Origin of the sequence: Ramlibacter aurantiacus, assembly GCF_016722895.1 — a bacterium.
Taxonomy (GTDB): Bacteria; Pseudomonadota; Gammaproteobacteria; order Burkholderiales; family Burkholderiaceae_C; genus Ramlibacter; species Ramlibacter aurantiacus.
This window is the reverse complement of the sequence record NZ_JAEQNA010000004.1, coordinates 292,990-315,614: the sequence shown is the minus strand read 5'-3', so window position 1 is coordinate 315,614 and position 22,625 is coordinate 292,990. Positions and strand designations below refer to the sequence as shown.

Annotated in this window: 24 protein-coding genes; 15 read left to right on the top strand and 9 right to left on the bottom strand. The window is 69.8% G+C overall.

The features are described from left to right. Positions 1 to 255 precede the first annotated feature (255 nt). The 11 genes from JI739_RS13405 (at position 256) to JI739_RS13355 (ending at position 10,943) form a co-directional block, all read left to right on the top strand. Positions 256 to 708 carry a hypothetical protein gene (locus tag JI739_RS13405; protein ID WP_201684417.1) on the top strand — a complete coding sequence of 151 codons (453 nt, stop codon included), beginning with the start codon at positions 256 to 258 and terminating at the stop codon, positions 706 to 708. Between the two features lie 203 nt (positions 709 to 911). Beyond that, a complete protein-coding gene (locus tag JI739_RS13400; protein WP_201684416.1) occupies positions 912 to 2,036 on the top strand; it encodes a hypothetical protein in 1,125 nt (374 codons plus the stop codon). A 361-nt stretch (positions 2,037 to 2,397) separates the two neighbouring features. Continuing rightward, a complete protein-coding gene (gene hpaR, locus JI739_RS13395; protein ID WP_201684415.1) occupies positions 2,398 to 2,832 on the top strand; it encodes a homoprotocatechuate degradation operon regulator HpaR in 435 nt (144 codons plus the stop codon). An 87-nt stretch (positions 2,833 to 2,919) separates the two neighbouring features. Beyond that, positions 2,920 to 4,380 carry a 5-carboxymethyl-2-hydroxymuconate semialdehyde dehydrogenase gene (gene hpaE, locus JI739_RS13390; RefSeq protein ID WP_201684414.1) on the top strand — a complete coding sequence of 487 codons (1,461 nt, stop codon included), beginning with the start codon at positions 2,920 to 2,922 and terminating at the stop codon, positions 4,378 to 4,380. 2 nt (positions 4,381 to 4,382) lie between these two features. Then, positions 4,383 to 5,309, top strand: coding sequence for a 3,4-dihydroxyphenylacetate 2,3-dioxygenase (hpaD, locus tag JI739_RS13385; protein ID WP_201684413.1), 927 nt, complete (start codon positions 4,383 to 4,385; stop codon positions 5,307 to 5,309). A 5-nt stretch (positions 5,310 to 5,314) separates the two neighbouring features. Then, positions 5,315 to 5,716: a 5-carboxymethyl-2-hydroxymuconate Delta-isomerase gene (locus JI739_RS13380; RefSeq protein WP_201684412.1), complete on the top strand. Its 402-nt coding sequence runs from the start codon at positions 5,315 to 5,317 to the stop codon at positions 5,714 to 5,716. Positions 5,717 to 5,741: 25 nt separating this feature from the next. Then, the gene (gene hpaH, locus JI739_RS13375) at positions 5,742 to 6,542 is read left to right on the top strand and encodes a 2-oxo-hept-4-ene-1,7-dioate hydratase (protein ID WP_201684411.1); all 801 of its coding nucleotides are present in this window, start codon (positions 5,742 to 5,744) and stop codon (positions 6,540 to 6,542) included. Positions 6,543 to 6,549: 7 nt separating this feature from the next. Next, positions 6,550 to 7,365 carry an aldolase/citrate lyase family protein gene (locus JI739_RS13370; RefSeq protein WP_201684410.1) on the top strand — a complete coding sequence of 272 codons (816 nt, stop codon included), beginning with the start codon at positions 6,550 to 6,552 and terminating at the stop codon, positions 7,363 to 7,365. Positions 7,366 to 7,375: 10 nt separating this feature from the next. Further along, complete coding sequence (ilvD, locus tag JI739_RS13365; protein WP_201684409.1) at positions 7,376 to 9,100, top strand: dihydroxy-acid dehydratase; 1,725 nt, start codon at positions 7,376 to 7,378, stop codon at positions 9,098 to 9,100. A gap of 31 nt (positions 9,101 to 9,131) precedes the next feature. Continuing rightward, a complete protein-coding gene (locus tag JI739_RS13360) occupies positions 9,132 to 9,902 on the top strand; it encodes a class II aldolase/adducin family protein (protein WP_201684408.1) in 771 nt (256 codons plus the stop codon). A gap of 54 nt (positions 9,903 to 9,956) precedes the next feature. Beyond that, entirely contained in the window at positions 9,957 to 10,943 is a 987-nt protein-coding gene (locus JI739_RS13355) for a 2-dehydropantoate 2-reductase (protein WP_201684407.1), read from the top strand. A gap of 21 nt (positions 10,944 to 10,964) precedes the next feature. Here the strand turns inward: JI739_RS13355 and JI739_RS13350 are convergent, their stop codons facing one another. Both JI739_RS13350 and JI739_RS13345 read right to left on the bottom strand, forming a co-directional pair. Beyond that, a complete protein-coding gene (locus tag JI739_RS13350) occupies positions 10,965 to 12,389 on the bottom strand; it encodes an FAD-binding oxidoreductase (RefSeq protein WP_201684406.1) in 1,425 nt (474 codons plus the stop codon). 77 nt (positions 12,390 to 12,466) lie between these two features. Next, positions 12,467 to 13,093, bottom strand: coding sequence for an EF-hand domain-containing protein (locus tag JI739_RS13345; RefSeq protein ID WP_201684405.1), 627 nt, complete (start codon positions 13,091 to 13,093; stop codon positions 12,467 to 12,469). Positions 13,094 to 13,244: 151 nt separating this feature from the next. Between JI739_RS13345 and JI739_RS13340 the strand changes: the two genes are divergently transcribed. Continuing rightward, positions 13,245 to 13,820: a cob(I)yrinic acid a,c-diamide adenosyltransferase gene (locus JI739_RS13340; protein WP_201684404.1), complete on the top strand. Its 576-nt coding sequence runs from the start codon at positions 13,245 to 13,247 to the stop codon at positions 13,818 to 13,820. Here JI739_RS13340 and JI739_RS13335 read toward each other — a convergent pair. Further along, positions 13,817 to 15,145: a solute carrier family 23 protein gene (locus JI739_RS13335; protein ID WP_435531606.1), complete on the bottom strand. Its 1,329-nt coding sequence runs from the start codon at positions 15,143 to 15,145 to the stop codon at positions 13,817 to 13,819. The genes JI739_RS13340 and JI739_RS13335 overlap by 4 nt on opposite strands. A 56-nt stretch (positions 15,146 to 15,201) precedes the next feature. Beyond that, complete coding sequence (locus JI739_RS13330; RefSeq protein ID WP_201684403.1) at positions 15,202 to 16,110, bottom strand: DMT family transporter; 909 nt, start codon at positions 16,108 to 16,110, stop codon at positions 15,202 to 15,204. Between the two features lie 79 nt (positions 16,111 to 16,189). On the opposite strand from JI739_RS13330, the gene JI739_RS13325 reads away from it, so the two are divergent. Both JI739_RS13325 and fghA read left to right on the top strand, forming a co-directional pair. Beyond that, positions 16,190 to 17,296: an S-(hydroxymethyl)glutathione dehydrogenase/class III alcohol dehydrogenase gene (locus JI739_RS13325; protein ID WP_201684402.1), complete on the top strand. Its 1,107-nt coding sequence runs from the start codon at positions 16,190 to 16,192 to the stop codon at positions 17,294 to 17,296. Positions 17,297 to 17,437: 141 nt separating this feature from the next. Further along, entirely contained in the window at positions 17,438 to 18,292 is an 855-nt protein-coding gene (gene fghA, locus JI739_RS13320) for an S-formylglutathione hydrolase (protein ID WP_201684401.1), read from the top strand. Positions 18,293 to 18,301: 9 nt separating this feature from the next. Here the strand turns inward: fghA and JI739_RS13315 are convergent, their stop codons facing one another. Then, a complete protein-coding gene (locus tag JI739_RS13315; protein ID WP_236589553.1) occupies positions 18,302 to 18,724 on the bottom strand; it encodes a MarR family winged helix-turn-helix transcriptional regulator in 423 nt (140 codons plus the stop codon). 21 nt (positions 18,725 to 18,745) lie between these two features. Next, the gene (locus JI739_RS13310) at positions 18,746 to 19,255 is read right to left on the bottom strand and encodes a flavin reductase family protein (protein WP_201684510.1); all 510 of its coding nucleotides are present in this window, start codon (positions 19,253 to 19,255) and stop codon (positions 18,746 to 18,748) included. A 66-nt stretch (positions 19,256 to 19,321) separates the two neighbouring features. On the opposite strand from JI739_RS13310, the gene JI739_RS13305 reads away from it, so the two are divergent. Then, positions 19,322 to 20,092, top strand: coding sequence for an alpha/beta fold hydrolase (locus JI739_RS13305; protein ID WP_201684399.1), 771 nt, complete (start codon positions 19,322 to 19,324; stop codon positions 20,090 to 20,092). 156 nt (positions 20,093 to 20,248) lie between these two features. Here the strand turns inward: JI739_RS13305 and JI739_RS13300 are convergent, their stop codons facing one another. The 3 genes from JI739_RS13300 to JI739_RS13290 all read right to left on the bottom strand — a co-directional run bounded on the left by JI739_RS13300 (position 20,249) and on the right by JI739_RS13290 (position 22,561). Further along, positions 20,249 to 20,671 carry a universal stress protein gene (locus JI739_RS13300; RefSeq protein ID WP_201684398.1) on the bottom strand — a complete coding sequence of 141 codons (423 nt, stop codon included), beginning with the start codon at positions 20,669 to 20,671 and terminating at the stop codon, positions 20,249 to 20,251. Positions 20,672 to 20,738: 67 nt separating this feature from the next. Beyond that, positions 20,739 to 21,566 (bottom strand): metallophosphoesterase, encoded by an 828-nt coding sequence (locus tag JI739_RS13295; RefSeq protein ID WP_201684397.1) that lies wholly within the window; start codon positions 21,564 to 21,566, stop codon positions 20,739 to 20,741. Further along, the gene (locus tag JI739_RS13290; RefSeq protein ID WP_201684396.1) at positions 21,563 to 22,561 is read right to left on the bottom strand and encodes a LysR family transcriptional regulator; all 999 of its coding nucleotides are present in this window, start codon (positions 22,559 to 22,561) and stop codon (positions 21,563 to 21,565) included. The genes JI739_RS13295 and JI739_RS13290 overlap by 4 nt, the downstream gene beginning before the upstream one ends. Between the last annotated feature and the right edge of the window lie 64 nt (positions 22,562 to 22,625).

The following is a 22,625-nucleotide window of genomic DNA, read 5'->3' as shown; positions in this document are numbered from 1 at the left end:
CAAATCCCGCGCCCACATCCGTCCGCACGCGTCCACGCAGGAATCCACATGCAACCGATCCACTTCCCACCCGTTCGCGCCCGCGATACCAAACACCCGCACGGCCGCGACACCAAAGCCCCCTTGTTGCCACGCGGTGCGGCAGTCTCCCGCCGGACCGCCCTTGCGGCGCGCTCTCTTCCAGAGCCAGGCCGTCTTCTCACCACTCGGCGCCCGGCTCAAGGCAGCCGGGGCTTGGCCAGGGTCCTGGAGCACATGGCGCTCGAAATGCCCGAAGCGCGCGGCGCCATCGAGCAGTTCTATGTGCGCATGGCGACCGCCGACGACGAATCCGACCTGTCGCACGTTTTATTCGCCCTCGGCCGCGAGCTCGGCGGAGCGCAGATGCCGGACCGCATTCGAGACCAACTGCTCGATCAGGTCCCGCTCCTCGTACTTGCCTGGCGGGAGACTCGGCCTGACCTCGAAGCGCGGCGGGTGGGGGTCAGCTTCACACGTAGGCTGCTGATACTGGCGGATCCGGTCCTAGTTGCCCGACAAGCATCCGCACTTATCGAGCGGGTACTGGACCGTACGCGCTGGACCAGGTCGCCTCAATCCATGACCCTCGAGCTCGACGACCTGTTGTTGAGTTTGCACTTTGCGGATGGGCCCTACGTGACCAGGCTGCGAGAGCGACTCGAGCCGTTCTCAGGGAACTTCCACTGACCGCCTATCGGGCGGCCATTGGCATTGCAAATTTGCTTGGCAAACAACAGAGGCACTACCTGGGCCGGATGCTGGCTGGCACAGACGAAGCAAGATTCGCCGCCACGTGGCTCGGGTTGACCGACCGGCTGCACCCAGCACCTTGGCGCGGTCCGGAGTGCCGCTTCGAGTTAACCAGTTCGGCCCTACAGGAGACGATCGACTTGCTGGTCACCGTCCTCGACACAGTGGCGGCGCAGCGCAGCACGAGCTCGGCACCGAACGCCCGAACCCGGACTTGGTGTGCCGGAATGGCACTGGCAATGCAGATACAGCGGCACGGTCGGTGGCCCGGCTGGCCTGAAGAGCACGTCCCCTCCTGGTTTCCCGAGTCGGACCCGGCGACCTGGCCCGCCGGCGACCGGCAGGCGGACACACCGCCATGGCGCATTGAAATCGCCCGGGGTTACAACTTGATGGACTGGCGCGCCCCTGCGCCGCGATTGAACGCTGCGCTCCTGCCCCAGGACGAGGCGGCCCGCGCCGACCTGCACCGAGCCTTCCGCATGCTGCTGACCGGTGCGGAAGAACTCCACCAAGACCCACGGGTGTTCGCCACTGAACTGCTGGAGCCACAAGAGCGCATCGAAGCACTGATCGAGTGGGCCGGCCAGCCGCGAAATGCCGAGGACCCGTGGCGGTTCACGCCGGCGCGCGCTCTGCTGTGTCAGCAACTTTTGTTGCTGGCCCCGGGCGCTCCAGCGGCACCGGCGACTTCCAGCACGGGTCGGCCCGCCAGCGCCAGCGCGTCCCGAGCGGACGGCTTGCAGCTCGGCGCTGGCTCGCTGCGCTCGATGACGCTCGCTTGCGCCCCTGGCCGAGCCAGCGCCATCGAGTCCCTGGACGACGACGAGACCGATGCGCCGCGCCTGAGGGCACCCGACTCCAAGCACGGGCACAGCGCTACGGTCCCGCTTCCGCAGCTGTTCCGTGGCGAGCAGGCGGCCGACCGGTGGCAGAGGACAGCACGCGTCGCGGCCGCCACGGAGCTGCTGCGCTTTTATGACGCCTTTATCGAGCGCGCGCACGCGGCCGAAGGCCAACCGGGCTCCCTCAGCCCGGGCTTCGCCCTGCGCACGCTCAAACGTGAGCTGTTTTACCTGTCGGCTGCCGCCCAGCAGCGCGCCGCCATCGCGCAGCTGCTCGGGCCCCATCTGGAGCTGGTGCGGCAGCGATTGCGCGTCGGCGCGCAGGGCCTCGAAAGCGGCGCAAATGCGTCGCGATCAACGGGCATATCCCTGGCCACCCCACCCATGACCAGCCGTTCACCGGCCACCGGCATGGATTGAGGCTCGAGGCGAGCCCTTGGCGGCGCGCCACATCGAGACGGGTCGGCGCGCAGCACGCTACGCCGCGAACGGCGGGTCACTGCAGGCCATCGAGCGCCTGCAGCAGCAGGGTGGACTTGCCGATGCCCGGATCGCCCCCGATCAGCACCACCCCGCCTTCGACCATGCCGCCGCCCAGCGCACTCGGAGTAGGTGTAGACGGTTTTTTCCTTGGCCGTGGGGACGATTGCCCAGGGTGGCCGTGGCCTTCAGGACTTGCGCACGGGACGCGACCCCGGGACGCGACATGAGGGAAACGTCGCGCTTGCCGCGAATCCTTTTTCATTTAACATGTTAAGCAATTCAGTCCGGACCCCACCGCATGTCAGCGCGCTTCACCCACCGCAACCTGCCGCGCCTGCTGCTGCAGGCCCGCGAGGCCGTGATGGCCCACACCCGGCCCAGCCTGCGCGAGCACGGCCTGTCCGACCAGCAGTGGCGGGTCTTGCGCGTGCTGGGCGAGCACGGCACGGTGGAGACCGGGCGCATCGCGCGCGAGGCCTTCATCCTGGGCCCCAGCCTCAGCGGCGTGCTGGCGCGCATGGAGCGCGACGGGCTGGTGCAGCGCGAGCGCGACCCGCAGGATCAGCGGCGTACCGTGGTCGAGGCCACGGCGCGAGGAAAGGCGCTGGTGCAGGCACTCAGCGATGGCATCGAGGCGCACTATGCCTGGATGGAAAAGTCGCTTGGCCGGCAGAACCTGCGGCAGTTGTATGAGTTGCTCGATCGGCTGATCGAGCTGGAGCAACCCGGATGAAGACGCCCTCCCCCCGGCAAGGTGTTCTTGCCCTGACCCACCCCACCGAGGGCGCTGGCGCCCTCCGCGCATCACCAAAGGCCACGCATGACACGCATCGACCACCTGATCGCCGGCAAGCGCGTTGCCGGCCGCGATTATTTCGAGACGCTGAACCCGGCCACCCAGGAGGTGCTGGCCGAGGTGGCCGCCGGCGGCGAAGCCGAGGTCGATGCCGCGGTCGCCGCCGCGAAGGAAGCCTTCCCCCGTTGGGCCGGGCTGCCCGCGCCGCAACGGGCCAGGCTGGTGCGCCGGCTGGGCGAGCTGATCACGCAGCACGTGCCCGAGCTCTCGCGCACCGAGACTGACGACACCGGCCAGGTGATCGCGCAGACCGGCAAGCAGCTGGTGCCGCGCGCGGCCGACAACTTCCAGTACTTCGCCGAGATGTGCACCCGGGTGGACGGCCACACCTACCCGACCGACACGCACCTGAACTACACGCTGTTCCATCCCGTGGGCGTGTGCGCGCTCATCTCGCCCTGGAACGTGCCCTTCATGACCGCCACCTGGAAAGTGGCGCCCTGCCTGGCGTTCGGCAATACCGCGGTGCTGAAGATGAGCGAGCTGTCGCCGTTGACGGCGGCCCGCCTGGGCGAGCTGGCGCTGGAGGCGGGCATTCCGCCCGGCGTGCTGAACCTGGTGCACGGCTTCGGCAAGGACGCGGGCGAGCCGCTGGTGCGGCACCGGGACGTGCGCGCCATCTCCTTCACCGGCTCCACCGCCACGGGCAACCGCATCGTCAAGGAGGCGGGGCTGAAGAAGTTCAGCATGGAGCTGGGCGGCAAGAGCCCGTTCGTGATCTTCGACGACGCCGACCCCGCGCGCGCACTGGATGCGGCGGTGTTCATGATCTTCTCCAACAACGGCGAGCGCTGCACCGCCGGCAGCCGCATCCTGGTGCAGCAATCCATCTACGCCGAGTTCGTGCAGAAGTTCGCCGAGCGTGCGCGCCGCATCACCGTGGGCGACCCGCAGGACGAGCGCACCATCGTCGGCCCCATGATCTCGGCCGGCCACCTGGCCAAGGTGCGCGGCTACATCGAACGCGGCGTGCAGGAAGGCGCCACGCTGGTCTGCGGCGGGCTGGACACGCCGCAACTGCCGGATCGGGTGAAGAAGGGCCACTACGTGCTGCCCACGGTGTTCGCCGACGTGGACAACCGCATGGCCATCGCCCAGGACGAGATCTTCGGGCCCGTGGCCTGCCTCATTCCGTTCAAGGACGAAGCCGACGCCATCCGCATCGCCAACGACATCGACTACGGGCTGTCCAGCTACGTCTTCACCGAGAACATCGGTCGCGCGCACCGCGTGGCCGCCGCCATCGAGGCCGGCATGTGCTTCGTCAACAGCCAGAACGTGCGCGACCTGCGGCAGCCCTTCGGCGGCACCAAGGCCTCGGGCACCGGGCGCGAGGGCGGCACCTGGAGCTACGAGGTCTTCCTCGAACCCAAGAACGTCGCGGTGTCCCTGGGCTCGCACCCCATCCCCCACTGGGGAGCCTGACCATGGGCACGCTCGCACTCGCCGCCAAGATCACGCACGTGCCCTCGATGTACCTGAGCGAGCTGGACGGCGCGCGCAAGGGCTCGCGCCAGGACGCCATCGACGGGCACGTCGAGATCGGCCGCCGCTGCCGCGAACTGGGCGTGGACACCATCGTGGTGTTCGACACGCACTGGCTGGTCAACGCCAACTACCACATCAACTGCGCGCCCCGCTGGAAGGGGCTGTACACCAGCAACGAGCTGCCGCACTTCATCAGCAACCTGCCCTTCGAGTTCCCGGGCAACCCGACGCTGGGCCGGCTGCTGGCCGAGGTGGCCAACGAGATGGGCGTGGAGACGCTGGCGCACGACGCCACCACCCTCAATCCCGAGTACGGCACGCTGGTGCCCATGCGCTACATGAATGCCGACCAGCACTTCAAGGTGGTGTCGGTGTCGGCCCTGTGCATGGCCCACTACCTCGATGACAGCGCGCGCCTGGGCTGGGCCATCCGGCGCGCCGTGGAAGAGCGCTACGACGGCACGGTGGCGGTGTTCGCCAGCGGTTCGTTGTCGCACCGCTTCGCGCAGAACGGGTTGGCCCCCGAGTACGGCTTCAAGATCTGGAGCCCCTTCTTGGAGACGCTCGATCGCGACGTGGTGCGGCTGTGGGAACAGGGCGAGTGGAAGACCTTCTGCGGCATGTTGCCGGAGTACGCGGCCAAGGGCCACGGCGAAGGCTTCATGCACGACACCGCCATGCTGCTGGGCGCGCTGGGCTGGTCCGACTATGACGGCCGGGCCGAGGTGGTCACGCCCTACTTCGGCGCCTCGGGCACGGGGCAGATCAACGCCGTGTTCCCGGTCACGCCGCAGTCCGGCGGCGCCATCCCCAAGGCGCGCGCCTCCTCGGCCGAGGGCTACACCGCCATCAGCAGCCGGCTCTGAGCCCCATGCCGCACCTGGTCATCCTCTACACGCCCAACCTCGAGGGCAAGACCGATCTGGACGCGCTGTGCCGCAGCCTGGCCGACGCCATGCTGGCGCTGCGCGACGAAGCCGGAAAACCCGTGTTCCCCACCGGCGGCACCCGCGTGCTGGCCTACCCCGCGCGGCACTACGCGGTGGCCGACGGCCGGCGCGACTATGCCTTCATGTACCTCAACCTGCGCATGGGCCAGGGCCGCAGCGACGCGGTGAAACGGGCGGCAGGCGACACGCTGCTGGCCACCGTCAAGCGCCACTTCGCGCCCATCTTCGACGACGAGCCGATCGGCATCACCGTGCAGGTCGACGAAAGCCCGGGGCAGGTGTACGACGGCAAGCACAGCTCGCTGCACGGCTTGTTTCCTTGATCTCCTTTTTCCCACCCCCCCGTCCATGCTCACTCCCGACCAGATCCAGGCCCTCGCCGCCGAACTCCACCAGAGCGAACGCACCCGCGTGCAGGTGGAGCACTTCAGCAAGCGCTTTCCCGGCATGACGCTCGAGGACGGCTACGCCATCTCGCGCGCCTGGGTGGCGATGAAGCGGGCCGAGGGCCGGCAGGTGCGTGGGCACAAGATCGGACTGACCTCGCGCGCCATGCAGCTGTCCAGCCAGATCGACGAACCGGATTACGGCACCCTGCTCGACGACATGTTCTTCGAGCCGGGCGCCATTCCCACCAGCCGCTTCATCGCGCCGCGGGTGGAGGTCGAACTCGCCTTCGTCCTCAAGCGCCGGCTGCAGGGCGAAGGGCTCGGCGTCGATGACGTGCTCGACGCCACCGAGTACGTGCAGCCGGCCATCGAGATCATCGACTCGCGCATCGAGCAGTTCGACCGCCATACCCGCGCCATGCGCCGGGTGCAGGACACCATCAGCGACAACGCCGCCAATGCCGGGGTGATTCCCGCCGGCCGCAAGGCGGCGCCGCGCGAACTCGACCTGCCCTGGTGCGGCGCCATCCTGCGCTGCAACGGCGTGGTCGAGGAGACCGGGCTGGCCGCCGGCGTGCAAGGGCACCCGGCCATCGGCGTGGCCTGGCTGGCCGGCAAGCTCGCCCCCTGGGGCGAATGCCTGGAAGCGGGCGAGCTGGTGCTGGCCGGCTCGTTCACGCGACCCGTGGCGGCGCGTGCCGGCGACCGGTTCGAGGCCGACTACGGCACGCTGGGCCGCTTCGAGTTCCATTTCGCCTGAGACCACCATGCAGACACTCGTGAACCCCTTCAAGGCGGCGCTGGCCGCCAAGCGCCCGCAGATCGGCCTGTGGCTGGGCCTGGCCAACGCCTACACCGCCGAGATCTGCGCCGGCGCCGGCTTCGACTGGCTGCTGGTGGACGGCGAGCATTCGCCCAACGACCTGCAGACGCTGCTGGGCCAGGCCCAGGCGATCGCCGGCTACCCGACGACGCACGCCGTCGCCCGGGTGCCGGTGGGCCACGGCCACGCCGGGCAGGCGCTGATCAAGCAGTACCTGGACATCGGCTACCAGACGCTGCTGGTGCCCATGGTGGAAACGCCCGAGCAGGCGGCGGCCATCGTGCGCTGTGCCCGCTACCCGGGCGACGGACTGCGCGGCATGGCCGGCGCCCGCGCCTCGCGCTGGGGGCGCATGCCGCGCTACGCGCAGGAAGCCAATGCGCAGGTCTGCATGCTGCTGCAGATCGAAAGCCAGGCGGGCCTGGACCACCTCGACGCGATCGCCGCGCTGGACGGCGTGGACGGCGTGTTCATCGGCCCCACCGACCTGGCCGCGTCCCTGGGCCACGGCGGCAACGCCGGGCACCCGGCGGTGCAGGAGGCCGTCGAGGACGCCATCGGGCGCATCGGGCGCTCGGGCAAGGCCGCTGGCATCCTCACCGCCGACGAGGCGCTGGCACGGCGCTACCTGTCGCTGGGCGCCACCTTCGTCGCCGTGGGCCTGGACACCAACCTGCTGGCACGCAGCACCAGCGCGCTGGCGGCGCGGTTCAAGAGCGATGTGCCGGCGCCCGCACCCGTCGCCGGTTCGACCTACTGAGGACCCGGCCATGAGCGGATCGGATTCGAGCACCCCGCGCCGGCTGCGGTCGGCCACCATGCACGAAGGCCTGCTGCGTGCCAGCTCGCGCGGCTTCCTGCATGCCCTCGGGCAGGACGACGACGACATCGCGCGCGCGCACATCGGCGTGTTCCACACGGGCGGCGAGATGAGCCCGTGCAACGCCAACCTGCGCGAGCAGGCGCAGCATGCCAAGACCGGCATCTACGCCGCCGGCGGCATGCCGCACGAATGCCCGGTGGTGTCGGTCTCCGACGGCCTGACCATGGCGCATTCGGGCATGCGCTTCTCGCTGATCTCGCGCGAGCTGATCGCCGACAGCGTGGAGGCGTCCACGCGCGGCCACCAGTGGGACGGCATCTTCGCGATCGGCGCCTGCGACAAGAACCTGCCCGGGCTGATGATGGGCATCGTGCGCTGCAACGTGCCGGGCGTGTTCGTGCACGGCGGCGCGGCGCTGCCCGGACGGCTGCACGGGCAGGACATCAACGCCGTGCACAACTACGAGACCATCGGCCGCGTGCTCACCGGCGACGCCACGGCCGAGGACCTCGCGGCCGTGACCCACGCCTGCATCCCGACCGCGGGCGCCTGCGCCGGCCAGTTCACGGCCAACACCATGGGCATGGTGTCCGAGGCGCTGGGGCTGGCGCCGATCGGCTCGTCCATGATCCCCGCCGTCTACAGCGAACGCGCGCCGATGCTGAGGCGTGCCGCGCGCATCCTGATGCGCGCGGTGTCGGGCGACGCCCCGCTGCCGCGCGAGGTGGTGACGCGCCAGGCGCTGGAGAACGCCTGCGCCGTGGTCTCGGCCACCGGCGGCTCGACCAACGCGGCGCTGCACCTGCCGGCCATCGCGCACGAGGCCGGCATCCGCTTCCACCTGGACGACGTGGCCGAGGTGTTCGCCCGCACGCCGCTGATCGGCGACCTCAGCCCCGGCGGACGCTTCCATGCGCGCGACGTGCACGAGATCGGCGGCGCCGGGGTGATCCTGCGCGAGCTGCTGCGCGGCGGCTTCCTGCACGGCGACGCGCTCACCTGCACCGGCCGCACGCTGGCCGAGGAACTCGCCCACGCCCCCGATCCCGACGGCGAGGTGGTGCGCCGCGTCGAGAACGCCCGCGCCGCCGAAGGTGGGGTGGCGGTGCTCAAGGGCAACCTTTGCCCGGACGGCGCCCTGCTGAAGACCGCGGGCCTGGCCACCTTGGTGTTCAGCGGCCCGGCCCGTGTCTTCGAGTGCGAGGAAGACGCGCAGGAGGCGGTGCAGCACCGGCGCTACCAGGCCGGCGACGTGCTGGTGATCCGCAACGAAGGCCCGCGCGGCAGCCCGGGCATGCGCGAGATGCTGGGCATCACCGCGCTGCTCTATGGCCAGGGCATGGGCGACCGGGTGGCCCTGCTGACCGATGGCCGCTTCTCCGGCGCGACCCGCGGCCTGTGCATCGGCTACGCCGGGCCCGAGGCCGCCGACGGCGGGCCCATCGCCGCCCTGCGCGACGGCGACCGCATCCACATCGACGCCCGGCCACAGGCCCGGCGCATCGAAGTGGACCTCACCCCCGAACAACTGGCCACCCGCCTGGCCGAGCGCCTGCCGCGTGCGGCGCCGCGCGGCGGCCTGCTGGAGAAATACGCCGCCACCGTCCGCCCCAGCCACCAGGGGGCGGTGACGCACTCCGGCGGGGTGGTCTGGCTGCGCGACGAAACCTGATCGATCCCGGCACACCAAGGAGTACAAGCCCATGAACGCCGCCGACAAGCCCGCCGCCGCACCTGCCGGCATGCACCCCGACGAGTGGCAGGCCCGCGTGCAGCTGGCCGCCTGCTACCGCGTGTTCGACATGCTGGGCTGGGTGGAGATGATCTACAACCACATCACGGTGCGGCTGCCCGACAGCGTCACCGGCGGCCAGAAGCACTTCCTGATCAACCCGTTCGGCCTGCATTACAGCGAGGTCACGCCGGACAACCTGGTCAAGGTCGACCTGCAGGGCAACAAGCTGCAGGACACGCGCTGGTCGGTGAACCCGGCCGGCTTCACCGTGCACGCCGCCATCCACGAGGGCGTGCCCGAGGCCCACTGCGTGATGCACACGCACACCACCGCCGGCGTGGCCGTGGCCTGCACCCAGGGCGGGATGGCGCAGAACAACTTCTATTCGGCGCAGCTCGGCGGCCTGGTGGCGTACCACGACTTCGAGGGCATCACCATCCACGCCGACGAAGGGCCGCGCCTGCTGGCCAGCATGGACGGCAAGCCGCTGGTGATCCTGCGCAACCACGGTCTGCTCGCCTGGGCACCCACGTTGCCGCTGGCTTTCGTGCGGCTGTGGACGCTGCAGCGCGCCTGCGAGATCCAGGTGGCGCAGGCGGCGCTCGGCCCGGCCATTCCCATTCCCGAGGCCGTGGTGCGCAAGACCTCGGCCGACGCACTGCAGTGGGACGTGCGACTGGGCGCCGGACAGGACGTGTTCGACGCCATGGTGCGGCGCCTGCCGCGGCCTGTCCTCTAGGACCCTGGGCCGGCGAGGTATCGTCGGGCGATCATCGGACGGAGGTCGGAATCCATGAAGGTCTGCATTTACGGGGCTGGGGCCATCGGCGGCTGGATGGGCGTGAAGCTGGCGCAGGCCGGCGCGCAGGTGAGCGTGGTCGCACGCGGCGCCACGCTGCAGGCCCTGCGCACCCAGGGACTGCGCCTGGAGTCGCAGTCGCAGCTGCTGGGTGCGCCCGTGCGCGCCAGCAACCAACCCGCCGAGCTGGGTGAGCAGGACCTGGTGGTGATCGCCGTCAAGGCGCCGGCCATGCCGGAAGTGGCGCGCGGCATCGGGCCGTTGCTGGGGCCGCGGACCCTGGTGCTCACCGCGATGAACGGTGTTCCCTGGTGGTTCTTCGAGGGCTTCGGCGGCACGCTGGCGGGGCACCGGCTGCAAAGCATCGACCCCGGGGGCGAGATCGCGCGACGCATCCCCGGCTCGCAGATCATCGGCTGCGTGGTGCATGCCAGCTGCGCCCTGCTGGAGCCGGGCTTCGTCAAGCACCACTTCGGCAACCGCCTGATCATCGGCGAGCCCTCGGGCGACCGGACACCGCGCCTGCGGCTGCTGCACGAGTGGCTGGTGAAGGCCGGCTTCGAGACCGACCTGTCCGCGCAGATCCAGAAGGACGCCTGGTACAAGCTGTGGGGCAACATGACCGTCAACCCCGTGAGCGCGATCACCGGCGCCACCACCGACAAGATCATGGCCGACCCGCTGGTGCGCGACTTCATCTCGCGCGCCATGCTCGAAGCGCGCGAGATCGGCGCGCGCATCGGCATCCCGATCGAGCAGGAGCCCGAGGACCGGCACCAGATCACGGCCAGGCTGGGCGCCTTCAAGACCTCCATGCTGCAGGACGTCGAGGCGGGCCGGCCGATCGAACTGGACGCGTTGCTGGGCGCGGTGCGCGAGCTGGGGCAGCTCACGGGCGTAGAGACGCCCTTCATCGATGCGTTGCTGGGCCTTGCGCGCCTGCATGGCCGTGAGCGCGGGCTGTACGAGCCGGCCGGTTAGCGCGGCTCTCGCCGCAAGCGGCTAGAGCGAGAAGATCTTCCCCGGGTTCATGATGTTGTGCGGGTCCAGCGCCCGCTTGATGGTGCGCATCAGAGCCACCGCGCCTTCGCCGGCTTCCTGGGGCAGAAAGGCCATCTTGTGCAGCCCCACGCCGTGCTCGCCGCTGCAGGTGCCCTCCATGGCGAGCGCGCGGGCGACCAGCGCGCGATTGAGTGATTCGGCCCGCTCGCGCTCGCGCGCATCGTCGGGGTCGATCAGGTAGCCGAAGTGGAAGTTGCCGTCGCCCACGTGCCCCACCAGGAAGTACGGCAGCCCGCTGGCGTCGGCTTCGCGCACGGATTCGAGCAGGCAATCGGCCAGGCGCGAGATCGGCACGCAGGTGTCGGTGGCGATGGCGCGGCAGCCGGGGCGTGACTGGATGGCGGCGAAGTAGGCGTTGTGGCGCGCGGTCCACAGGCGGGTGCGCTCCTCGGGCGTGGTGGCCCATTCGAAGGACTGGCCGCCGTGGCCGGCCGCGATCTCCTGCACGGTGCGGGCCTGCTCCTCGACGCCGGCGGGCGAGCCGTGGAATTCCATCAGCAGCATGGGCTCTTCGCGCAGGGTGAGCTTGCTGTGCGCGTTGACCATGCGCACGGTCTGCGCGTCGATCAGCTCGACGCGGGCGATGGGCACGCCCAGCTGGATGATCTCGATGGTGGTGCGGACCGCCTCCTCGATGCCCGGAAAGGAGCAGATCGCCGCCGACACCGCCTCGGGCAGCGGGTAGATGCGCAGCGTGGCCTCGGTGATCACGCCCAGCGTGCCTTCGCTGCCGACGAACAGGCGCGTGAGGTCGTAGCCGGCCGAGGACTTGGGCGCGCGGGTGCCGGTGCGCACCACCTCCCCGCTGGCGGTGACCACTTCCAGTGCCAGCACGTTCTCGCGCATGGTGCCGTAGCGCACGGCGTTGGTGCCGCTGGCGCGGGTGGCGCACATGCCGCCCAGCGTCGCGTCGGCGCCAGGGTCGATGGGGAAGAACAGGCCGGTGCTGCGAAGCTCCTCGTTGAGCTGCTTGCGGGTGACGCCCGGTTGCACGGTGACGGTGAGGTCGTCGGGCTGGATGGCCAGCACCCGGTTCATGCGACCCAGGTCGATGCTGATGCCGCCCTGCACCGCCAGCAGATGCCCCTCCAGCGAGGAGCCGACGCCGAAGGGAATGACCGGCACCTGCCACCGGGCGGCCAGGGCCACCACGTCGGCGACATCCTGGGTGGACTGTGCGAACACCACCGCCGCCGGTGGCGGCACGCTGAAGGACGACTCGTCGCGGCCGTGCTGTTCGCGCACGGCCATGGCCGTGCTCAACTGCTTGCCGAAGCGGTCCTGCAGGGCGGTGACGAAATCGGGCGGGACCTCGCGCGGGCGGATCTCGGGGACGAAGGGCTGGGAGTGGGTGGCAGCGGTCATGGCAGCGTCCGGCGGGGAATGAAGGACGGCCGGCAGTGTATGCCCGGCCGCGGGGCGCCGCCGCCAGCAGCCGTTGTTCAGCGGGGGATCAGGGCGTCCTCGTACTCGAAGCGGCTGACGCGGCCGTCGCCGTTGCGATCCATCTGTTCGAAGCTCAACGGCGACACGCGCAGGAACTGCGCTTCGGCCCGGGTCAGTTCGCCGTCGCCGTCACGGTCCGCGGCCATGAAGGAGGCGGCTACGTCGGTGGGCGTGATGGGACCCGCCAAACCGCCCGGAGCAGGTGCGGCGCGGCCGGGCGCAGGCAGGACACCGCCCGCGCCCGGCACGACGGGGACCACCGGGGCACCACCCGTGCCGCCGCCGATGTCCACGGCGCCGGGGGTGGGGATGCTCGGCGAGGGGATGCCGCCAGGGAACGGCAGCGGAGAGGGCAGGTTGCCGGGCGCGGGCGAGGGAAGCGTGCCCTGCACAGGGGACGGCAAGCCGCCGGGGAACGGCGACGGCGATGCGAGTCCGCCGCCGGTCGCGGCGCCCGGATTGACACGGCCGATGCCCGCGCTCGCGCCGGCCGCACCGCCAGCGGCACCGCCGCCCCCCGCTCCGCCCGCGCCGACTCCGCCGACGGCCTGGGCCAGCGCGGCCACGGTGAACAGAGGGGCCAGGGCAGCCCCGAGGGCAACAGTGAGTCGGCGCGCACGCATGCAGGTCTCCCGCCCGGACGCCGGGCCAGCTCCGATCCTGGCGTCGCCCGCGCGCCGGCCGTATCCGCTGACCTTGCAAGCCCGCGTAGGACGCCGACCCGCCGCGCCAGCCCGCCACAATCGGCCGATCGACCACGCATCGGAGAGTCCCATGGGCCAACGCCTCACCCAGATCGCCACCCGCACCGGAGACGACGGCAGCACCGGGCTGGGCGACAACACCCGGGTGCCGAAATCGAGTCCGCGGGTCCAGGCCATGGGCGACGTGGACGAGTTGAACTCGCACATCGGCGTGCTGCTGTGCGAGACCATGCCCGAGTCCGTGCGCGAGCTGCTGGTGCAGGTGCAGCACGAGCTGTTCAACCTCGGCGGCGAGTTGTCGATCCCGGGCTTCGAGCTGCTCAAACCCGAGGCGGTGGCGGCGCTGGACCGGGCGCTGGCCGAGCACAACGCGCAACTGCCGCGCCTGCAGGAGTTCATCCTGCCGGCGGGCACGCGCGGCGCGGCCCTGGCGCACGTCTGCCGCACGGTCGCCCGCAGGGCCGAACGCAGCGTGGTCGCGCTGGGGGCGGTGGAGACCGTGCGCGAGGCCCCCCGCCAGTACCTCAATCGCCTCTCCGACCTGATGTTCGTGCTGGCCCGCGTGCTCAACCGCCTCGACGGCGGCGACGACGTGTACTGGCGCAGCGAGCGGCTCGCACGCGCGCAGGACCCGTCGGTCGGTTAACGCACCGGCGCGTCACCCGCCGCGGCCGTGGCGGCCGACGGCCGGCTGCGGCCGAACAGGGCCCACAGCAGGATCGCGCCGAAGGTGGCGGTGCCGATGCCGCCCAGGGCGAACTGGCCGAAGCGCAGCGTGAAGTCGCCCGTGCCCAGCACCAGGGTGATGGCCGCCACCATCAGGTTGCGGTTGTCCGAAAAGTCGACCTTGGCGTCGACCCAGATCCGGGCCCCGGCCGCGGCGATGAGGCCGAACACCACGATGGAGACGCCCCCCATCACCGGCAGCGGGATGGCCTGGATCACCGCGCCGAACTTGGGCGAGAAGCCGAGCACCAGCGCGATCAGCGCGGCCACCAGGAAGACCGCGGTGGAGTAGATGCGCGTGGCCGCCATCACGCCGATGTTCTCGGCATAGGTGGTGACGCCGGTGCCGCCGACCGAGCCGCTCAGCGCGGTGGCCACGCCGTCGCCGATGAAGGCCCGGCCCATGTAGACGTCGAGGTTGCGCCCGGTCATGGCGGTGACGGCCTTGATGTGGCCCAGGTTCTCGGCCACCAGGATCACCGCGACCGGCGCGATCAGGAGCATGGCCTGCCCGCTGAATGCCGGTGCCGCGAAGTTGGGCATGCCGAACCAGGCGGCGCTGGCCACGCCGGACAGGTCCAGCGGCTTGCCCAGCCCCAGTCCGTTGGTGAGGACGGCGTACAGCACGCTGGCCAGGATCAGGCCCACCAGGATCAGCAGGCGCTGCAGCATGCCGCGCGCGAACACGGCGACCAGCGCCACCGAGAGGAAGGTCAGCGCCTGCATCCAGGCGTCGAAGCCGCTCTGGGCCATGTTCTTGATGGGGATGCCGGCCAGGTTCAGGCCGATCACCGCCACCACCGAGCCGGTGACCACCGGCGGCATGAAGCGCTCGATCCAGCCGGTGCCGATGGCGTGGACCACGGCGCCGATCAGCGCGTAGAGCACGCCGCAGGCGATGATGCCGCCCAGGGCCACGCCGATGTTCGGGTTGAGCCCCTTGCCCGCATAACCGGTGGCCGCGATGACCACGCCGATGAAGGCGAAGCTCGATCCCAGGTAGCTGGGCACGCGCCCGCCGGTGACGATGAAGAAGATCAGCGTGCCGACGCCGCTCATGAGGATGGCGACGTTGGGATCGAACCCCATCAACAGCGGCGCCAGCACCGTGGCGCCGAACATGGCGATGACGTGCTGCACGCCCATCACCGCGGTCTGCGGCCACGGCAGCCGCTCGTCCGGCGCGATCACCCCGCCCTGCGCGATCACGCCCATGGGCCGCGCGGTCCAATCGAACATCCCCATCGTCCTGCTCCTCGCTACAAAAAGAGAAGCAATGGTAGAGCCGGCCGCGCGCCGCCTCAAGTGCGACGCGTCGGCGCCCGGTTCACCAGCACGATGCCGATCGCGACGCCGGCCAGGGCGACCACCAGTTGCCCGGTGAGCGGTTCGTCGAGCAGGACCACGCCGAGCACCAGCGCGAACAGCGGCGCCAGGAAGGTGAAGGCCGACAGGCGGGTGGCCGGGTAGTGACGCAGCAGCCACATCCAGGCGAGATAGCTGGCGAAGGCACCGATCAGCGTCTGCAGGGCGATCGAGCCCCAGGCCCAGGCGGGGTACGACAGCGACCAGCTCTCGCCCCAGGCCAGCGACAACAGCGGCACCACCGCCGCCGTGACGCCGCCCTGGTAGAACAGCATCTTCTCGGCCGAGGTCGATGCCAGGCGGGTGCTGCGGATCACCAGCGTGGTCAGGCCCCAGAACAGGCCCGCGAGCAGCGCCAGGGCGTCGCCGCGCAGTTGGCGCGGTCCGGCCACCGGCTGCGTGAAGCCTTCGGCGAAGGCCAGGGCCACGCCGCCGAACGCCAGCGCGAGCCCCGTCCACTGGAGCGTCCCGAGCCGCTCCACCGGCACCAGGCGCGGCAGCAGCAGCGCCACCACGAAGGGCGCCGTGTACACGAACACCGTGAGGCGCGAGGCCGTGGTGTCGCGCAGCCCGAGATAGATGCAGACGAACTCGGCAGCGAACAGCGCGCCGGCCAGCAGGCCCGCGCCCAGGGTGCCGTCGCGATTGAACAAGGGCACGCCACGCCAGCGGCACCACAGCCACAGCACCGCGGTGGCGCCGGCGAAGCGCAGGCTGGCCTGCCACAGGGGGGGCACGGCCGGGAGCGTGGCCTTGATCAGGATCTGCTGGAAACCCCAGAACAGGCAGCAGGCGAGAACGACGGATACGGCGAAAGTGTCGAGGTGTTCCTGGCGGGTTCTCATCTGGAAATGGCGGTGCGGACGAGTTCATCATGATGCGACACTTCGCGTTTTCCCGAAGCAACCCGAAGAGGCCACACCCATGAAGACCCGAGCCGCCGTCGCCTGGAAGGCAGGCGAACCCCTGACCATCGAAACCGTCGACCTCGAAGGCCCACGCGCGGGCGAAGTGCTGGTCGAGATCAAGGCCACCGGCATCTGCCACACCGACTACTACACGCTCTCGGGTGCCGATCCCGAAGGCCTGTTCCCCGCCATCCTCGGGCACGAGGGTGCCGGCATCGTGGTCGACGTGGGGCCCGGCGTGACCACGCTGAAGAAGGGCGACCACGTCATTCCCCTGTACACGCCCGAGTGCCGGCAGTGCAAGTTCTGCCTGTCGCGCAAGACCAACCTGTGCCAGGCCATCCGCACCACGCAGGGCAAGGGCCTGATGCCCGACGGCAGCAGCCGTTTCAGCCTGGACGGCAAGCCCCTGCTGCACTACATGGGCACCAGCACCTTCAGCAACTACACCGTGGCGCCCGAGATCGCGCTGGCCAAGATCCGGCCCGACGCGCCTTTCGAGATGGTCTGCTACATCGGGTGTGGCGTCACCACCGGCATCGGCGCGGTGATCTTCACCGCCAAGGTGGAGGCCGGCGCCAACGTGGCGGTGTTCGGCCTGGGCGGCATCGGCCTGAACGTGATCCAGGGTGCCAAGATGGTGGGCGCCGACAAGATCATCGGCATCGACCTGAACCCGGCGCGCGAGGCGATGGCGCGCCAGTTCGGCATGACGCACTTCATCAACCCCAGGGAGGTGGAGAACGTGGTCGATGCCGTGGTGCAACTGACCGATGGCGGCGCCGACTACAGCTTCGAGTGCATCGGCAACACGCAGGTCATGCGGCAGGCGCTGGAGTGCACGCACAAGGGCTGGGGCCAGAGCGTGATCATCGGCGTGGCCGAGGCGGGCAAGGAGATCAGCACCCGGCCCTTCCAGCTGGTGACCGGTCGCCAGTGGAAAGGCTCGGCCTTCGGCGGCGCCCGCGGCCGCACCGACGTGCCACGCATCGTCGACTGGTACATGGACGGCAAGATCAACATCGATGACCTCATCACGCACAAGCTGCCGCTGGAACGGATCAACGAAGGATTCGACCTGATGAAGCGGGGTGAGTCGATTCGCAGCGTGGTGGTGTATTGACCCCCCCGAAGCGGCCTGTCGGCCGCCTCCCCCCAGGGGGCGCCGCCAGCGGCCCGGCGAAGCCGGTTCCGCGGCGGCACTGGAAGGGCCTGGCGCTGCGCGCCGCCCTGTCTTGCCGCTGCTTCGTTCTGGAGGATTGAGATGGAAGTCTTGAGCGAGCACCGCTGCTTTGGGGGCACGGTGCGCTTCATGCGGCATGACTCGCGGGTGATCGGGTTGCCGATGCGGTTTTCGGTGTTCCTGCCGCCGCAGGTGGCCGAGGGGCGGCCGTTGCCGGCGCTGTTCTACCTGGCGGGTCTGACCTGCACCGAGGAGACGTTCATGGCCAAGGCGGGCGCGCAGCGGGTGGCGGCGGAGCTGGGGCTGGTGCTGGTGGCGCCGGATACCAGTCCGCGTGGCGCGGGGGTGCCGGGGGAATCAGACCATTGGGATTTCGGCGTGGGGGCCGGCTTCTACCTGGACGCGACTCAGCCCGCGTGGCGCACGCACTACCGCATGGAGAGCTGGATCTGCGACGAGCTGGTGGAGCTGGTCACGCGCGAATTGCCGGTGGACCGTTCGCGAATCGGGATCTTCGGCCATTCGATGGGTGGTCATGGGGCGCTGACGCTGGCGCTGCGGCACCCCGGCTTGTTCCGCACGCTGTCGGCGTTCGCGCCGATCAGCGCACCCAGCGCCTGCCCCTGGGGCATCAAGGCCTTCAGTGGCTATCTGGGCGAAGACCGCGCGGCCTGGGCGGCGCACGATGCGAGCGAGCTGATGGCACGCCAGTCGGCTGCGCCCTACCCCGGTGGGATCCTGGTGGACCAGGGACTGGCCGACAAATTCCTCGGTGACCAGCAGTTGCTGCCCGAGCGCCTCGAGCAGGCCTGCAACCAGGTGGGGCAGCCCTTGCAGCTGCGACGCCACGCGGGCTACGACCACGGCTACTACTTCATCTCGACCTTCATGGAGGAGCACCTGCGCTTCCATGCGCAGGGCCTTCGCACGGCTTGAGCCGGGTGGCTACAGCGCGGCGAGCCGCGAAAGCAGCCGGCGCAACACGCGGGTCTCGCCGGCGCCCAGCGCACGCAGGATGCGCGCTTCGTGCAGGCGCGCTTCCTCTACCAGGGGTCTGACCACGCGCCGCCCGGCGGCGGTGACCGCGACGCGCGTGCATCGCTGGTCATCGGGGTCCGCGCGCAGCAGCACCCAGCCCTGCTCGGCCATGCGTTGCACGAGCTTGGTGACGGTGGGTTGCTTGGACATCACCTCGCGTGCGAGCTGGCCGACGGTGAGCGCCTCGCCGTCATGAAGGGCGGCCAATACGCGCCACTCGATCGAGCTCAGCCCGGCAGCGCGCACGTGCTCGTCGAAGTCGCGGTACAGCGCATGGTGGGCCTGCCCGAGCAGGTGGCCCAGGTAGTTATCGACGAATCGCTCCGCCATGGACACCCCCCATGCCCGCCACTACAGCGGAAGTTCAGTGAAGAAACGCCCGCCGTGGAACAACAGCGGGGCCGCGCCTTCGCGCCAGGTGCAGCGCTCGACTTCGCCAACGAAGATGACGTGGTCGCCTTCGTCGTAGCGGCTGCGGTTGAAGCATTCGAAGGTGGCGGCGGCGCCCACGATCAACGGCGCGCCGCCCGCGCCGGGGACCGACTGCACGCCGCTCCAGCGGTCCGCTCCTTTGGCGGCGAAGCGTTCGGCCAGCGGCTTCTGGTCGGCCGCCAGGACGTTGATGGCGTAGTGCGACCCGGCCCGGAACGCAGCCAGGGAAGCCGCGGCCTGCGAGAGGCTCCAGAGCACCAGGGGCGGATCGAGCGATACCGAGTTGAACGAGTTGGCCGTCAAGCCGATGGGCAGCCCATCGGGCGTGCGCGTGGTGACGATGGTCACGCCGGTGGCGAACGTGCCCAGCGCCGCCCGGAATTCGTGAGCCGAGAACGAGGGCGTCTGGGCGCGGCGGGAGGGACTCATGGCAGGGCTGACTTGCATGAAATTTCATGTAGTATGCCCCGAAGCAGAGGACTGCGGGGGGACTCCATGAGCTTGCCTACCTTCACGACGCTGGGCGCCGGCCATACCGTGCTGATGCTGCACGGAATAGCCGCCACGCACCTGGCGTTCGCGCCGCAGGTCGAGTCGCTGGCCATCGCCGGCTACCGGGCCGTGGCCTGGGACATGCCCGGCTACGGCGTGAGCCCGCCGATCGAGCCGTACACGTTCAAGGGGCTGGCCGAGCGCTGCATCGCGCTCATCCAGGCCTTGCAATGCCGCGGCGTCACGCTGATCGGCCACGACATGGGCGGGATGGTCGCGCAGGAGGTGGTGGCGCGCAGGCCCGAGCTGGTGGATCGGCTGGTGCTGTGTGGCACCAGCGCATCCTCTGCCGGCTTCAATGCCCAGCTGGTGCAACATCCCGCGACCGCGCTCGATCATGGCGGCAGCATGGGCGACGTGGCGCAGATGCTGGTGCCGCAGATGGTGGGCCCCAGTTCATTGCCCGAAGGCGTGCGGCTGGCCCAGCATGCGATGAGCCAGGTTCATCCCTCGACCTTTCGCCGCGCACTGCAGGCGCTGGCGAACTTCGACCGCGGCGCCAGCTTGGATCTCATCCATGTACCGACCTTGCTGGTCGCTGGTGAGCAGGACCGGCACGCACCGCCGCGGGTCATGAAACAGATGGGCCAACGCATCGCCAGCAGCACCTACTACGAGATGCGCGGCATCGGCCACCTGCAGAACCTCGAAGCACCCGACGACTTCGACGCCGCCGTGCTCAACTTCCTGGCTCTGCCGCGTCTTTTGCATTAGGCGCACCGAGCGAGCACCCCGGCACGAAAAGCGTTGTCCTGACGCAAGTGCCAACACAAAGCGGTAGGCCGCTCCAGTGCCACCGCGGAACCGGCTTTGCCGGGCCGCCGAGTGGCGCCCCCCAGGGGGGCGGCGCCGAAGGCGCTTCGGGGGGGACTATCTCACCAGCAGCACGGGCACCGTGCAGTGGGCCAGCACGCGATTGGCCACCGAACCCATCACCAGCCGACCGAGCGCGCCGTGGCCGTGCGAGCCCATGATGATCAGGTCGTAGCCGCCCTTTTCCGCGAACTCGGCGATGGTCTCGCCGATGGAGCCGGGCTTGTAGGTACCGGAGGCGCGCAGGCCCGCCGTGGTGAGGCGCTCCACCACCGGGTCGATGACCTTCGCGCCTTCCTCGGCGTAGTAGTCATGCGTGGCCTGGCTGCCCACGACCGAGGCGGCGTGATTGGGCAACGGGATCTGGGCGTTGAAGACGGTGTATTCGTGCGAGGGGTCGAACAGCGTGCGCTGGTTGACCACGTACTCGACCATCTTCTGGGTGTATTCGCTGCCGTCGGCGGCAAGCAATATTTTCATGGGATACCTCCAACAGTCAGGGCCACCGAGGCTAGCACGGTCTCCCGGCGCTCTGGCTCTGTGGCGCTCAGGCCTCGACGCCGCTGGACAGCCGGGCCGTGTCGATGACCCACTGCTCCCGGAATCCGTCCTGCTCCCCCTTGCTGGCATAGCCCAGCGTGTTGGCGACCACGCGACAGCCCTGCACCACGTAATCGTGCGGGCAGTGCAGGTGGCCATGCAGCCAGAGGTCGGCGTGCGGGAACAGCTCATCCAGGGAGTTGCAGAACGCCGCTGTGCCGGGCGTGAGCCCGTAGCGGGGGTCGGCGCTGCGCAGGCTGGGCGCGAAATGCGTCACCACCACCGTGGTGCCGTCGAACGACCGGGCCAGTGCGTCGCGCAGCCAGGCCTGGCACTGCAGCCCAAGGTCACGCCAGGCATCGGCCAGCAGCGGCTGTCCCCGGTAGGTGCCGCTGTAGCGCTGCAGGTAGAAATTGGCCGCCCGCATGGCCTTGGCCCGGGCCTTCTCGCGGGCTTCTGGCGGCAGCGGCCCGGTGAGCGCTTCGAAGTCCGTCCACAAGGTGGTGCCGACGAAGCGAATGCCCTGGTGCACGAGGACCTCGCGCTCCAGCCAATCGATCCCCAAGCGGTCGCAGGTGTCGCGCAGGCGCTGGTGGGTCTCGTCGAAATCGAGGCTGTCGTACTCATGGTTTCCGGGCACGAACAGCACCGGCGTCGGCCAGCCATGCCGGGGCGAAAAGCGCTCGAGGCCGAAGTCGTCCCCGGTCAAGCCGCTGCCCGGCTGGTAGGACCCGATGTCCCCGGCCAGCACCAGCAACTCGGCCCCGGGAGCCGGGCGGGCTTGGAACTGCGGATGAGCCTCCAGGTGGAGATCGGACAGAAGCTGGATTTTCACGGCGCGATTGTCGGGGCGCGTGGCCGCTCCAGCGTGTCGCCCAGCATCGCCAGGCCCCGTGCCGCCGCGTCCGACACCGCCTGGCGCAGCCAGCGATGGTCCGCGCGGGCGCTCATGCGCCGGTGCCACAGCGAATCGACGTGCACGCGCGGCACCTCGAAAGGCAGGTCGCGCCAGGTCAGCTCCTGGATGCTGCCGGTCACCCGCAGGAAGTGCAGTGGCAGCACGGTGAGCAGGTCCGAGCGTGCGACGACCTGGCCGGCGGTGAAGAACTGGTTGACGGTCAGCACGATGCGGCGCTTGCGGTTCAGGGCTGCCAGCGCCTCGTCGATGAAGCCGTACGGACGGCCCGAGAAGCTCACCAGCAGGTGGTGGGCCTGGCAGTAGGCGTCCAGCGAGAGCTCGGCCGTGGCCAGGGGATGGTCGCGGCGCATGACGCACACGTACTGGCCGGCGTACAGCCGCTGGTGCTCGAAGGCGGCGATGGTGCCCGCCTGCGCCTGGGCCGTGAGGTCTGCCAGCACCGCACGGAAGTAGCCCACGGCCAGGTCGAGATGCCTCTCGTCGAGCAGGCGCCGCGGATCGCGCGTGGTCAAGGGCAGCACCCGCATGGAAATGCCGGGCGCATCGCGCTCCATGATCTCGACCAGTCCGGGCATGAGCTCGGCCGCGGTCGCGTCGGCCATCGCCAGCAGGAAGGTGTTGTTCGCCTCGGCCGGCACGAACTCACCCGGGGCGATGCTGTTCTCCAGCTGGCGCAAGGCATCGCTGACCGCCGGCCACAGCGCCAACGCCCTCGGCGTGGGCTCCACCCCGTACCCGCTGCGCACCACCAGGCGGTCGCCCAGGAAGTCGCGCAGCCGGGTCAGCGCGTTGCTGACCGCCGGTTGCGTCATGGACAGATTCCGTGCCGCGCGGGTCAGGTTGCGCTCGGCCATCACTTGGTCGAAGACCCGCAGCAGGTTCAGGTCAAGGGTGCGAAAGTTGAGATCCATATGTCGCGTGAATGGAATTCATCACCAATCTAAAGTTTGAGAATATCAGGGGCAACCCTAATAT